This window comes from Chryseotalea sp. (genome assembly GCF_057350905.1).
The window spans coordinates 777,030-790,927 of sequence record NZ_JBMRCF010000001.1; the positions used below are offsets into that span (position 1 = coordinate 777,030).

The 13,898-nt window shown below is 40.7% G+C and carries 13 protein-coding genes; 9 read left to right on the forward strand and 4 right to left on the reverse strand.

What is annotated here, in order from left to right; all coding sequences use genetic code 11:
- Positions 1–265 precede the first annotated feature (265 nt).
- From ACO1XM_RS03475 to ACO1XM_RS03490, 4 genes are all read left to right on the forward strand, one after another.
- Entirely contained in the window at positions 266–2,899 is a 2,634-nt protein-coding gene (locus ACO1XM_RS03475) for a S8 family peptidase (protein ID WP_486225854.1), read from the forward strand.
- A 110-nt stretch (positions 2,900–3,009) separates the two neighbouring features.
- The gene (locus tag ACO1XM_RS03480) at positions 3,010–3,588 is read left to right on the forward strand and encodes a Crp/Fnr family transcriptional regulator (RefSeq protein WP_486225856.1); all 579 of its coding nucleotides are present in this window, start codon (positions 3,010–3,012) and stop codon (positions 3,586–3,588) included.
- A 73-nt stretch (positions 3,589–3,661) separates the two neighbouring features.
- Positions 3,662–4,078, forward strand: coding sequence for a DUF4345 domain-containing protein (locus ACO1XM_RS03485; RefSeq protein ID WP_486225858.1), 417 nt, complete (start codon positions 3,662–3,664; stop codon positions 4,076–4,078).
- On the forward strand, positions 4,071–4,613 hold the full coding sequence (locus tag ACO1XM_RS03490; RefSeq protein WP_486225860.1) for a DinB family protein: 543 nt from the start codon (positions 4,071–4,073) through the stop codon (positions 4,611–4,613). The genes ACO1XM_RS03485 and ACO1XM_RS03490 overlap by 8 nt, the downstream gene beginning before the upstream one ends.
- An 11-nt stretch (positions 4,614–4,624) precedes the next feature.
- Here ACO1XM_RS03490 and ACO1XM_RS03495 read toward each other — a convergent pair whose 3' ends face one another.
- Entirely contained in the window at positions 4,625–5,191 is a 567-nt protein-coding gene (locus ACO1XM_RS03495) for a hypothetical protein (RefSeq protein ID WP_486225862.1), read from the reverse strand.
- A gap of 250 nt (positions 5,192–5,441) precedes the next feature.
- Here ACO1XM_RS03495 and ACO1XM_RS03500 point away from each other — a divergent pair, with 250 nt between their 5' ends.
- Positions 5,442–5,879 (forward strand): Hsp20/alpha crystallin family protein, encoded by a 438-nt coding sequence (locus ACO1XM_RS03500; RefSeq protein WP_486225864.1) that lies wholly within the window; start codon positions 5,442–5,444, stop codon positions 5,877–5,879.
- Positions 5,880–6,118: 239 nt separating this feature from the next.
- On the opposite strand, the gene ACO1XM_RS03505 is transcribed toward ACO1XM_RS03500, so the two are convergent.
- Positions 6,119–6,955 carry an oxidoreductase gene (locus ACO1XM_RS03505; protein ID WP_486225866.1) on the reverse strand — a complete coding sequence of 279 codons (837 nt, stop codon included), beginning with the start codon at positions 6,953–6,955 and terminating at the stop codon, positions 6,119–6,121.
- A gap of 442 nt (positions 6,956–7,397) precedes the next feature.
- Positions 7,398–9,038, reverse strand: coding sequence for an ABC-F family ATP-binding cassette domain-containing protein (locus tag ACO1XM_RS03510; protein ID WP_486225868.1), 1,641 nt, complete (start codon positions 9,036–9,038; stop codon positions 7,398–7,400).
- A 232-nt stretch (positions 9,039–9,270) separates the two neighbouring features.
- Here ACO1XM_RS03510 and ACO1XM_RS03515 point away from each other — a divergent pair, with 232 nt between their 5' ends.
- The 3 genes from ACO1XM_RS03515 to pgeF are packed head-to-tail and all read left to right on the forward strand — an operon-like array spanning position 9,271 to position 11,680.
- Positions 9,271–10,338: a PAS domain-containing sensor histidine kinase gene (locus ACO1XM_RS03515; protein WP_486225870.1), complete on the forward strand. Its 1,068-nt coding sequence runs from the start codon at positions 9,271–9,273 to the stop codon at positions 10,336–10,338.
- 24 nt (positions 10,339–10,362) lie between these two features.
- Positions 10,363–10,908 (forward strand): hypothetical protein, encoded by a 546-nt coding sequence (locus ACO1XM_RS03520; RefSeq protein WP_486225872.1) that lies wholly within the window; start codon positions 10,363–10,365, stop codon positions 10,906–10,908.
- Positions 10,901–11,680, forward strand: coding sequence for a peptidoglycan editing factor PgeF (gene pgeF / locus ACO1XM_RS03525; protein WP_486225874.1), 780 nt, complete (start codon positions 10,901–10,903; stop codon positions 11,678–11,680). Before ACO1XM_RS03520 ends, pgeF begins: the two co-directional genes overlap by 8 nt.
- Here pgeF and ACO1XM_RS03530 read toward each other — a convergent pair.
- Positions 11,661–12,725 carry an LLM class flavin-dependent oxidoreductase gene (locus tag ACO1XM_RS03530; RefSeq protein ID WP_486225876.1) on the reverse strand — a complete coding sequence of 355 codons (1,065 nt, stop codon included), beginning with the start codon at positions 12,723–12,725 and terminating at the stop codon, positions 11,661–11,663. The two genes, pgeF and ACO1XM_RS03530, sit on opposite strands and share 20 nt — an antisense overlap.
- A gap of 89 nt (positions 12,726–12,814) precedes the next feature.
- Here ACO1XM_RS03530 and ACO1XM_RS03535 point away from each other — a divergent pair, with 89 nt between their 5' ends.
- Positions 12,815–13,771 carry an ABC transporter ATP-binding protein gene (locus ACO1XM_RS03535; protein WP_486225878.1) on the forward strand — a complete coding sequence of 319 codons (957 nt, stop codon included), beginning with the start codon at positions 12,815–12,817 and terminating at the stop codon, positions 13,769–13,771.
- The last annotated feature ends 127 nt before the right edge of the window (positions 13,772–13,898 follow it).

Below are 13,898 nucleotides of genomic sequence, written 5' to 3' on the forward strand. Positions count from 1 at the left end.
TGTATCTGCATACTTTAAGGCTTTTGCTTCAACAAGTCGAAGTGTTTTTTTTTACTGGGCGAGCACATGTTTTTTCATAATAGCCCTGATCCTTTCAAATACAGCGATTTCGCTTGCTCAAAAAACCAATAGGGGGGTAGATGTTTCAACATTTAAAGCAGGTAATGCCCTTACAAAATCAGTTATTTCTGATAGTGCCTACTACCTTGCAATCTTTGAAAATGAGGCAGAGGCCAAACAGTATTTGGTAAGAAAAACCTTAATAATGAGGCGCCTGAATTTTCGCAGTTTTATTATGCGGGGAGATGCGATAAAGAATTTACCAGTATACCCTTCGTTGTTCAAGGCCAATGACTTATGGAAACTCTCAGATAACTTACTAGAACTGCCAGTGCATAAACACAGTAAAAATGTTTATACCTTAAAATTAAGGTGCCCCATGGATGGTGATGCACTTTCAGCACTTTTCCCTGGAATAAAAATTCGTGATGTAAGAAATAGTACTGTTTTGATTGAATGTAGTGATGATGCGCTTCGCAACATTGTACTTCCGCTTGATATGGTGGTATATATCGGATATGAATCACAAAAAGCCAGGACTGAAAGCAGAGTTTTGGATTTAAATCTTGCACCTAATACAGTTTCGTATCTGCATCACAGGTTGCCAATGTTGCAGGGTGAAGGCATTACAGTGTCAGTAAAAGAAGAAGCCTTCAATACAAATGACATTGATCTTGAGGGGCGATATGTTGAATCAAACCTTCAATCGGCCACGCAGGATTTGCATGCAACTGAAATGGCTACGATTATTGGCGGAGAAGGAAACTCATTCATCACAGGAAAAGGGGTGGCTCCGGAGGTAAGGCTCGCATCTTCCAGTTTTGCTGTGCTGAGTCCAGATCCTCTGCCTGTTTATAATTCGTTGAACATTTCTGTACAAAATCATTCTTACGGTACCCAAATAGAAAATATGTACGGGGCTTTGGCAGAATCTTTTGATCAAAACGTTCAACAACAACCACACCTGCTGCATGTATTTTCCTCAGGTAATGACGGTGCCCTGGCAAGCACAACGGGTGCCTATGCGGGGATAGCTGGTTATGCGAACCTTACAGGTAATTTTAAAATGTCGAAAAATACACTCGCTGTCGGATCAGTAGATACAGTAGGCAGAGCGATATCATTTTCTTCAAAGGGGCCAGCTTATGATGGGCGAGTTAAACCTGAGCTTGTTAGTTATAGTATGGTAGGATCATCCAATGCTGCTGCCTTGGTTTCGGGTGTAGCAGTTTTATTGCAGCAAGTCTATAAACAAAAGTATGGTAGCTTGCCTTCGGTAGCTTTGCAAAAAGCACTGTTAATTAACGGTGCAAAGGATTTAGGAACTACAGGTCCTGATTTTAAAACCGGCTATGGAAACCTTGATGCGTGGCAGAGTATGCATCTGTTACAAACGGATCAGTTTATTGAGCAGGCAATAAATGAGTTTGAAAGTAAGGTTCATCAGTTAACCATTCCACCCAATGTCCGCAATCTGAAAATAACACTGTTGTGGGACGATGTACCTGGTCAGGTAAATTCAACCATAGCCTTGGTTAACGATTTAGATATGGTTATTCAAACGCCCCAAGCTCAGGAAGTTTATCCATGGATATTAGACAGTTCACCACTACTTAGTGCTTTGGAGAAGCCTGCCACGCGCGGGGCAGATCATTTAAATAATATTGAACAGGTATTGATTGAACAACCTGAGCAGGGCATGTATTCGATTGTGGTTAAAGCGAATGAACTTGCAGGGAATGAGCAAAGTTATGCAATAGCCTATAGCTGGGAAGAGCAGGACGCATTTACCTGGTATTATCCGACAGCAAGTGATAACATGCCCTATAATGGTGAAGCAGGTACCTATTTTCAATGGAAGAGTACCTTGGCTGCTGCTCATGGGAGATTGGAGCTAAGTATGGATCAGGGGAATACCTGGCAAGTGATCAAAGATGCTGTTGATCTCTCAACAGGTTTACTACGGTGGCAGGCTCCAGCAATCAATACCCTTGCACAAGCACGCATGGTAGTAGGGTCAGCTCAATATACCACAGATGAATTCATCATTTCGCAGCCAATTATTCCGAAAGTTGGGTTTAATTGTCAGGATTCTGTTTTGCTACAATGGAACAGGGTGAATGGTGCCAATAGCTATCGCGTTAGCTATTATAATAATTCACGTATGGAGGAATATTTACTGACCAGTGATACAAGTTTCATTTTTAAAGAGACAGGATCAGCCAAAACTTATTTTGCCATTCAGACTGTTTTAGGGAATGGGCAAACGGGAATTCAGGGTTATGCTTTTGATTATGCGTTACAGGAAATCACTTGTTTTCTTCGTTCGTTTTATACCCAGCTTCGACCTAACGAAGGAATTGACCTGATAGGCGAAGTTGGTACTACCTATGGGATAGAGCGTATTGTTTTTCAGCGACAGATGGGTGATGAATTTATGGATATTCAAACACTAACTTCTATCGAATCAAATAATTTTAGTTTTCTGGACTCCGCACCACTTCAGGGCTTAAACAATTACAGACTAGTATTACACTTTATGAATGGTGAGCAGTTGGTAAGTGATATTGTCAGTGACTACTTCTTGTCAACAATCCCATTTTTAATATTTCCAAACCCGGTGAGTGCCGGATCCGAACTGCAGATTATTGCCAAGCAGTTTGAGCGCTCACCACAAGTGTTTACACTTTACAGTGGTAATGGTATGAAATTGTTTACGTATGACTTACTTTCAGACAGGGAAAGTATACAAATACCATCATTACCCCCGGGAATTTATTTATTCAGCATTAAAACTGAAGAGGGATTTAGTCGAGGTAAATTGTTAGTAACACAATGATGAATAGTAGCTGTTCCTAAAATGATTGATAAGGTTTTAAAAGGAATGAATCTCAATGCTAATTTTGAATTTCAAATTTGTAATTTGAAATTGCTATTACCTGTGCTGTCATGAAACCCCTTGACTTATTAAAATCAGCGGCTAATCATATTCAACCTTTATCGGACGAAGCATGGAGAGATTTTGCCGACTGTTGGAAAACCTTTTCAGTAAAACGTAAAGAGACAATTACAAAAGCAGGAGAGAAGGAAGCCTACCTTTACTTTGTGACAGAAGGTGTACAGCGCATTTACTACCTGGATGATGTAAGAGAATCAACCATCATATTAACCTATGCACCTTCTTTTGGCGGGGTAATGGATTCATTTCTCATGCAAAGTCCTTCACGCTTTTATTATGAGTCATTAACGCCATCTGTTTTTCTTCGCGCAGATTATGGGAGCATAGCCTTATTGATGGACAAGCACCCGGACATTCTAAAACTGGTGCACATTGGTCTCACACAGGCTTTCTCCGGCTTGTTAGAAAGAATGGTGGAGTTGCAATGCTTTAGTTCCGAGGAAAAGTTCAAAAAGCTATTGCAGCGAAGTCCACACATACTTACGCTTGTGCCCCACAAATACCTGGCTAACTACCTGGGCATAGATGCCACCAACTTTAGTAAGTTCATAAATTCTGTGCGGATTTAGAATTGTTGGTAAATACCAAGAGTGAAGAGCACAGCAGTGGCTTGTTTTGTGTAAACATGTAAAACAACACAAAATGAAAACACAAACAATCTACACTGTATTAGCCAAAGGCTTTATGCTCTTGTCAGCCTTAAGCCTGGCCTATGTTGCCTTATTGGCCATAAAAAGCCCGCAAGCCGTAATGGATCTTGTCAATGTTAAACTGAATAACAACGATGCCTTGAGTTCAATCAGGGGCGTGTATGGAGGCGTGGGAATTACATTGGTTATTGTTATTATTTACCTGGCATTTTTTCAACTCAGCAAAGGACTTGCCTTTATTTCAATCTTCTGGGGATCCTACGCACTGTCAAGGCTAATTACTTTATTGGTTGATGGTGCTTTGGGCGAATTTGGGAATACCTGGCTTATTATCGAGACCACTTTTTGTTTGATTGGTCTCGGCCTATTGATCTTTGGTCGTAAATTTACCGAGATTAGAAATGCTTAGTCAGGAAGAATATCTTTTAAAACTGGAGGCAATGCTTGAAAAGCAATTGCAGGAAGTAATAGGTGTTTTTCAGAATTTACCTACTACAACATTACTCCGGTCATCTGCGCAAGGTGGCTGGAGTATTGCAGCATGTTTTGAACACTTAAATTCTTACGCTGAATATTATCATCCTAAAATTCAACAAGGACTTAACCGTACACCAGCTGCAGAAGTGCTGCCACTTTTCAGGAATACCTGGTTAGGCTTGTACTTTATCAGAACGATGCGTATTGATGGCACGCAAAAGAAGTATAAAGCCATAAAGCAACATCAGCCAAAGCATATTGAAAATCCGGCAGGGGTGATCAGCAGGTTTATTCAGCATCAGGAAGATTTATTGAAGTTGCTGCACGAAGCAAGTTCTAAAGATCTTAAAAATGTGAAGATCAAAACCTCCTTAGCCCCGCTGATTAAAATTAATGGCGGTGATGCGATAGAATTTTTACTGGTGCATAACCAAAGACACATACAGCAGGCAAGAAGGAATCTTTAAGTAATTTGTAATTATTGACTTCCCCAGGGTGCCGCAGGTGTTTCTACTGCTTTACTAAGATCAAAAACAACCGTAATGATTCTGTCACTGTTAAGTCTGCGTAGATTATAGGTAAACAACTTATCTGTCAATGAAATCCACCAAACATTAGCAACTGCATTGGGGAGTAAGGTGGCGGTTTGTACATCAGCCGGAAAAATTTGTAAGGTGGCAGATCCACTATTGGTAGCGAGGCCACCGTATTGCGTTACGGCATCTTCGCTGCCATCTTCATGCCTGTGGTCATGCTTGAGTTGAATCAAATCATTCTTAAGGGTGAGCACCCAGGTTCTGGAACGGTTATCGCCTACCATAAAAGGAATGCGAATAACGGAGTCGCTACACGCCCGCACATGCATAACCAGTTTTTGATCTTTAAAAGTGCCACTGCCTTCAGGATTCTCAGTCAATTTTCCTTCATATGCTTTTCCACAATGCTTTTGAAGTTCACTCCAAAACTGTTGCGCACCACTTTTACTTTGGGCATGCACGTTGATGGAAAAGAAAATCAGGAAGAAAAAGACCGTAGTTGTTTTCATAGGGGTAAATAATGTGGTTCAAGGTAAGACTTTCTATCGTCTAATCAATTGGTGGCTATGATCTAGGCAAAGAATAGCATTTTTTCAATTAACATTTTAGAAAGGCAATTAGTATGCTGCGTAATTTTCTGTCATGGTAGCATAAGTCTCTTATAAATGATTAAGATCACTCCAGGCCATGAGATGCGTCATAAAATTCCAGCCGTTTGGAGATTAGTTTAGTATCAACAATTAAAACAAGGAGGTATTTATGTCACTCATTAAAAAAACTGACTGGCCATCCTTAATGAATGGCTCGCTGCTATCGGATTTTTTCGATAACGATCGCTTTTTTGATGCTGATTGGCTACGTAAGCAATCAGTTCCTGCTGTCAACGTAAAAGAGACTGAAAAGACCTTTGAAATTGAAGTGGCTGCGCCTGGGTTAACTAAAAAAGATTTTCACGTTTCTGTAGATAATGGTTTACTGACCATATCATCAGAAAAACAAGAAGAAAAAGAGGAGAAAGACAAAAACTACACGCGCAAAGAATTCAGTTATAGTTCTTTTAGTCGTTCGTTCACCTTGCCTGAAAACGTGAATGAAGAAGATGTGAAGGCCTATTACGAAGACGGTATTTTAAAACTGCATGTGGCCAAAAAGATGATTGGCACTGCAAAACCTAAGAAGGCTATCGAAGTTCGCTGACTGGGGAGAGCGAATCAGATAGTTAGAGCCTCCGGTTAAACCGGAGGCTTTTTTTATTATAAGCCAGCTTAAAAATAATTCGAAACAAAATCATCGCGTCATTGCGATGAACGAAGCGTTGAATGTGTGTTAGGGTGAGGAAGCAATCTATTTATGAGATTTAAAGCAACCAGCTAGATTGCTTCTCCCGATTTTATCGGGATCGCATGACGAATCCTCTTTTTTAAGATGGGCTCTAATTAATTTTTTGGATTATCTGCCCAAATGGTAGTTTCTTCCCAGTTATCAAAATCCTTTTTAAGCAAATCAAGTTTAGCTCTTGCACTGCGCAGGGCGCCTTGTCCTAACAATAAGCGATAAGGTGGATTTTCAGACTCCACTACTTTTATCATCGCCTGTGCGGCACGTAGCGGATCGCCCGGTTGACTGCCACTGTACCCACGGATGCTGTCCTTATTGGCACCGGCAGTGGCAGCATAATCTTCAATTACAATTTTACTGGTGTTGGCTGAGCGGCCGGCCCAATCGGTGCGGAAACCACTTGGGGAAATCACCGTTACCTTAATACCCAAAGGGGCTGTTTCTTTTGAAAGCGATTCTGAGAAACCATCGACCGCAAATTTTGTAGCATTGTAATAACCAACAGCCGGGTAACCAACCAAGCCAGCGATGGAGGCAATGTTGAGAATATGCCCACTTCGTTGCTTGCGCATTATTGGTAAAACAGCTTTAGTCATGTTGGCTAAACCAAAGAAATTGATTTCAAACATTTTTCGAATTTCTTCGTCTTCGCTTTCTTCAATGGCACCGAAGTATCCAATGCCGGCATTGTTCACCAGTACATCAATGCGGCCGAAATGCTTATACGCTTGAACTACGGCATTCTCAATGTCAGTCGGCTTAGTAACGTCCAGACTAAGCGCTAATGCTTTGTCAGTATGTTTCTCAACAATATCCAGAATGTCGTTTAATTTTCTGGCAGTAACTACTACTTTGTAGCCTTGTGCCAGTAATAAGTTAGAGAGCTCTCTTCCAAAGCCGGTGGAGCACCCGGTAATAAACCATACTTTATCCATAGTAGCATTAATTCAATAGTTAACAGACAATTTATTTGTCAGATTTGTTCAGAGTATAGGGAAATTAATGTATTTAAAAAAACAGTCATCGATGAAAGCTATTTTTAAAACAAGAAGGTATTCTTGTTACCCAATTTGAAGTTCTTATGCTTTCTTACAGCATGCTCAGACAAGGCATTATGCTATCTTTGGCCTGGCAGGGTATGTGCGGATAGCATACAGCCTTGAATGAGTATGCGAGGCCCAGCGGCCTGAGAGCGAAAACTCTAATGTAGCTATTTACCCAAATGATTGTTGGAATTTCTTTAGCTATGTTAGCCTATTAGAGTATCAAAATATTCTCCGCTTAAACTCAGGATTATTTGATGCACAGATTTCACGCATGTCACAAATAACTAATTATTAGTTCTATGTTAACCTGCTTTATATGAGCGGACTTTACTTACTTGCTTGTCCTTTCAATCTCACGCAAGTTCTCCATCTTCTTATTGCGCAAGAAGCCACCAATATCTTCGAAATGTTCCTTAACTCGCTTGTTACCAAACTCAAATACTTTATTGGCAAGTCCATCAAGGAAATCACGATCGTGCGATACAAGAATCAACGTACCATCAAAAGCTTTTAATGCATCTTTTAAAATGTCTTTGGTTTTGATATCCAAATGGTTGGTTGGTTCATCGAGAATCAACAGATTAACAGGTTGAAGTAGTAATTTAATCATCGCGAGACGTGTACGCTCACCCCCGGACAGCATCTTCACCTTTTTATCAATAGCATCACCACCAAACATGAAGGCACCCAGAATATCTTTCATCTTGGTGCGAATTTCGCCTACGGCTATCTGATCAATGGTGTCGAATACAGTCAGTTCACCATCCAGCAAAGCTGCCTGGTTTTGTGCGAAGTAACCAATCATGCTGCCATGTCCCAGCTGACATTTTCCATCAAAAGGAATTTCATTCATGATGGCTTTAATCAAGGTAGACTTACCTTCACCATTCTTACCGACAAAGGCAATTTTTTCTCCGCGTGAAATAGTCAGTGATACATCTTGTAACACCGTATGATCACCATATTTCTTGGTGAAGTCCGTAATAATAACGGGATAATTTCCTGAACGGGGAGCAGGAGGGAACTTCAAATTAAGAGCGGAAGTGTCAATTTCATCCACTTCGATTGGCACAATTTTCTCCAACATTTTTACGCGCGACTGTACTTGCAATGTTTTAGAGTAAGTGCCTTTAAAACGTTCAATGAAGGCGGTGATGTCCGCAATTTCTTTCTGCTGATCATCGAATTGCTTTTGTTGTTGCTCGCGTCTCTCCTTACGCAGTTGTAGATAATGGGTGTAGTTGGTTTTGTAATCGTAAATCCTGCCCATGGTGACCTCAATGGTTCTATTAGTCAGGTTGTCAACAAAGGCTTTATCGTGACTGATTACAATGACAGCTTTCGCATTATTTTTTAAAAAGTCCTCCAGCCACTGCACCGACTCAATATCCAGGTGGTTGGTTGGCTCATCCAATAAGATGAGATCAGGTTTTTGTAATAGAATTTTAGCCAACTCAATGCGCATGCGCCATCCACCACTAAACTCTTTTGTAGGCCTGTCGAAATCGCTGCGGAGAAAACCAAGGCCCATTAAAGTCTTTTCTACCTCTGCATCATAATTGATTTCTTCAATAGAGTAGTATTTCTCGCTTAACTCAGAAACGTCTTCAATAATTTTAGCATACTCCTCAGATTCATAATCAGTTCTGGTTTCGAGCTGACTGTTAAGTTCATCCATCAACTTTTTCATGTTGTGGATTTTGGCGAAAGCTTTACCGGCTTCTTCGAATACGGTATCATTATCTTCCGTTAAAAGGTGTTGGGGCAGGTAAGCAATCACGGCTTCTCTGGGAGCCGAAACTTTACCCTTGGTTGGTTTATTTACACCGGCAATTATTTTGAGCAGGGTAGATTTACCCGCACCGTTTTTACCCATCAGGGCTATGCGGTCATTTTCATTAATGTTAAAGGTAATATCGCTGAAAAGAACTGTGCCACTGAATTCTACACCAACTGCGTCTACTGAGATCATGTTTGTTAAAATAAGGGCGCAAAGATAAGAGGTTTCATGAGAATTATCAGGGTGAAATGCCAAGTTTGCCGATTGCTTTCAGGTTTTTTAAGCTAATACATGTAGCTTTCTCCAGCGAGTGGTAATATACTTTTCAATGTTGGTTAAAAGCCTTTAAATGATGAATGTGGGTTAGTAAAAATTGTTAAAAAATGACATTTTGCGGTATGTAATTTGTGTAGGATTTTAGTCCATGGCTGCAGAGGATTTTCAATATGAACGCTTTTTCGATTTAACCCCGGATTTACTCTGCATCGCAGGCTTTGATGGCTACTTTAAAAGGGTAAATCCTGCTGTGCCACAACTCCTGGGCTATAGTTTGGAAGAGTTGTATTCACGCCCCGTTAACAGCTTCATATATGAGGAAGACAGAGATATTACCAGCAGGGTCAGGCAGGAGTTGACAAAGGCTAAGACGCTCCACAATTTTGAGAATCGATATGTTACCAAAAGCGGAGAAATCGTCTGGCTTTCCTGGACTTCGTTACCGGTTGAAAGGGAGAAACTTGTTTTTGCCATCGCGAAGAATATTACTCATAAAAAACGACTGGAAGCAGAAAGAAATGCCTTGTTAGCCAATCTTACGGAAACCAATAAAGACTTAAAGCGATTAACTTTTACAGCTTCACATGATTTACGCTCTCCGGTGAATAATCTGGTTTCACTTTTTAGTCTGATTGATAATTCGAAAATAAGCGATCAGGAAACGCTTGAACTCATTGAAGTGGTTAAACTCACTGGCGATAAGTTAAAGCAAACCATGAACAAATATGTAGATGTGTTGAGTAATAAACACGTTGCACATAATAACCTGACAGAAATTTCTTTCCAGGAGAGTCTTGATTATGTTCATCAATCGATCAGTGCATTGATTGATGTTTCTAAAGCAGTAATACGGGCAGATTTTTCTGAATTAGCCATTGTAAAGTTTAATAAGGCTTACATGGATAGCATTTTTCTGAATTTGATAACCAATTCTATTAAGTATGCCAGGCCAGATGATGTGCCAATGATTTCAATTGTTTCAAAACTAAGTAACAGAAGCAAACAATTGATATTTACAGACAATGGTCGTGGCTTTGATATGGAGAAGGTGAACGATAAAATATTTGGACTGCATCAAACCTTTCACGACTATACAGATAGTAAAGGAATTGGTCTTTACCTTGTTCATAACCACGTGAGTAGTCTTGGTGGGAAAATTCAGGTAGAAAGTATCATTGATCAAGGCACTACCTTCACCATTACTTTTAGAGAGTAAACATAGGGCATAATAAAACTAAAGATGTTCGGTCTATTCAAAAGTAAGACAAAGTACAATACTGTCAATGATCAGGTGTGGCTAACGGAGGCAGCAAAATTTCGTGCTTACCAGAAAATGTTAAAGGCTAATCCAGACATTTTGTTTGTTGCCTGGTTTGAAGATACAGCGCAGGCATTAAGGAAGAATTTATCACTTGATGAAGATAATCAGATAGTACTGCTGGCAGATCAAATTACAGAAGAAATCCTGAAGCATAAACTTTTGATTTTCGTTGAGCATTATCCATTAAAAGAAAAAGAGCAAGACCTTTTTATCCGTTTAGCGCTTAACAATGTTCCTGTGCTCTCTTCTTTAGATGATCCCTTCTTCAGTATTTTTGGTGGAGATCGCATACGAGAGCTTATGTACAAATTGGGTACACAGGAAGACGAAGTAATTGCCCACACCATGATTAATAAATCAATTGTAAGGGCTCAGGAGCAAATAGCAAAAAAGGTACTTTCAGAAAAGCCTGCAACATCTGCGAAACAATGGTTTGTGGTTAATGGATTAGTTAAAGATGTTTGAAAAGAAGAATATAGGAAACTTAAAACTGTGGCAGTTTACACGCTTATCCGAAGAGCAGAGTATAAACCATTTTGTGAGTGATAGAAAATCGTTCGATGATATTGATTTTAACCTCAGCTACAGTACTTCACCAGATCCCAACCTTGTTACCCTAAACAGAGAGCGTGTAGCAAAAACAATGGGCTTAACGGTCGATGAATTATATATACCCAGGCAAGTTCACAAAGATCATGTGCTTAAAGTTGATGCTAATACTCTAGTAGATGCCTTGGAAGAAACAGATGCCCTGATTACGAATGATACTCATGTTTGTATTGCAGTGATGTCGGCTGATTGCGTACCCATACTTTTGTATGATAAGAAGAACCATGTTGCAGGGGCAGTGCATTCGGGTTGGAAAGGAACAGTCGCCCATATCTTAACCAAAACTTTGCAGGCCATGCAGCGTGAATTTGGTACTCAGGGTGCTGATGTTGTTGCTGCCATTGGCCCCTCTGTTTGCCAGGCCTCTTATGAAGTAGGTCACGAAGTGGTGGAAGCTGTCCGTAAATCTTTTGGTAAATCAGATGCTTTACTTCAGCTGCAGGATAATGGCAAAGCGAAGCTTGATCTCTGGCAGGCAAATTATGTGCAACTCACTGCTTTCGGTGTAAAACCAGAAAACATTGAAGTTGCCAATACCTGTACCGTTATTCACAGCCATTATTTTTTCTCTGCTCGTAAGGGTGATAGCGGACGCTTTGCCGCAGGTATCAGGTTGCTACCGCACTGACATCAGCAGATTTTTGACTAACACCCAAAGCCTTCCGCACGGCCGGTGCTACTTCTGTTCCAAAGAGTTCGATAGATCGTAACATCTGCTTGTGTGGCATGGGGCCCATCATTTGCGCTAAGAAACGTGTGTGACCAAATAATTCATGCTCATACAAAATCTTGTCAATGACCTGTTGTGGACTGCCTACTAATAATGAGCCTTTCGGACTGCGCATGTTTTCATAGTGCGCTCTTTCCATAGGAGGCCAGCCACGTTCAGCGCCAATACGCGACATCACGGCAGCGTAAGCCGGATAGAATTCATCGGCTGCTTTCTGGGAGGTATCCGCCAGGTAGGTATGCGAATTTATGCTTACCTGAACAGGACTTGTATGTCCCAATTGTTGTTTAGTATCTCTGTAATATTTGATGTGCGGAACAAATTGAGCAGGACTGCCACCAATGATAGCGAGGGCCAATGGTAAATCAAGTGTGGCTGCTCTAGCAATTGATTCTGGTGTGCCACCAATGGCTATCCAGATGGGCATTTTTTGCTGATGTGGCCTTGGATATACTCCGAGATTGTTAACCGAAGCCCTGTGTTTTCCTTTCCAGGTAATACGCTCCTGCTCATTCAGCTTAATCAACATCTCAAGCTTTTCTGCAAACAGCGTATCGTAATCTTTTAAGTCGTAACCAAAGAGGGGGAAGGACTCGATAAAAGATCCTCGTCCTGCCATCATTTCGGCACGACCATTCGACAGTAGGTCTACCGTTGCAAATTGTTGAAATACACGAACAGGATCTTCAGAACTGAGTACTGTTACAGCACTGGAGAGTTTAATATTTTTAGTGAGCACAGCAGCCGCAGCCAAAGCAACAGGCGGAGAGGATATCAGATAATCCGCGCGGTGATGTTCACCTAAAGCGAAAACATCCAGGCCTACCTGATCGGCCAGGGTAATTTCTTCCATCAAATTTTGCATGCGCTCAGCACCGCTCATGGTTTTACCGGTAGCCGGATCTTTACCCATTTCAACAAAGCTGTATAATCCTAATTCCATAAACTCCTGAATAATTATCAGCAAAACACAAGCTGTAAAATAAAGTTCCTTAGCCTCTTGATTTAATCTTGTTTCAATACCTTTGGTCTATGAGCGGACTCAGGCTTTCAAAAATTTCTAAACAATCAGGACAGCACCATATCCTTCGCAATATTTCGTTTGAACAAAAGGCTTACAAACGCATGGTGGTGGCAGGTGAAACGGGCTCAGGTAAGAGTACGTTGCTAAAAGTAATTGCCGGACTCGAACAAGCCGATAGCGGAGAAGTTATTTTTAATAACGAAGTGATCAAGGGGCCACTGGAAACCCTTGTTCCAGGACATCCTAAAATTGCTTACCTGTCCCAACTATTCGAGTTGCCCAAATTTTTGCGTGTGGAGCAAGTACTGGCCTACGCTAATCTTCAAAGCGAGAAAGAAGCCAGCAGACTTTTTAAACTTTGTGAAATACAGCATTTGCTTGATCGCAAAACAGATGAGCTTTCTGGTGGTGAAAGGCAGCGCATTGCCTTAGCCAGACAACTGTTAAGCAATCCGGAACTGTTATTATTAGACGAACCGTATTCAAATCTGGATATTATCCACAAGAATAGCTTGCGGCAGGTAGTCGATAAAGTGCTTCAAACAACAGGCATAGCCTGCATACTTGTATCGCACGATCCATTGGATATTTTACCTTGGGCAGAACACGTAATGATCATGCGCAAGGGGAAAATTGTTCAGTCAGGATCAACACAACATATTTACTACGAGCCAACAGATGAATATGTGGCCGCCTTAATGGGTCAATACAATGTTGTACCCAAAGCTTTAGTCAAACAGCTTGGAAGGCAAAAACTAAAGGAAGGTGAGGTAATACGACCAGGATCATTTAAGATAAGCAGAAGACAGGCAGCCAATGCAGTTGAAGCATATATTGAGCGTGTAATTTTTTGCGGTGCTTACTTCGAAGTAAGTGTAGTCGTGAAGAAAGATTTACTCACACTTTACACCAGTATACCAGATCTGGAAAAGGGAGAGAAGATTTTTGTTTCGCTGAGTAAGTAAAACTATTAATTATAGCAACCAAAGATTGATAACAAATACATTAAGCGTACGTTCGTTAGACTAAAAAATTACAACGTCTATTCAAAAAGTTTTGTCAATCCTTTTAATTATTGTCTAATTGCAGCTA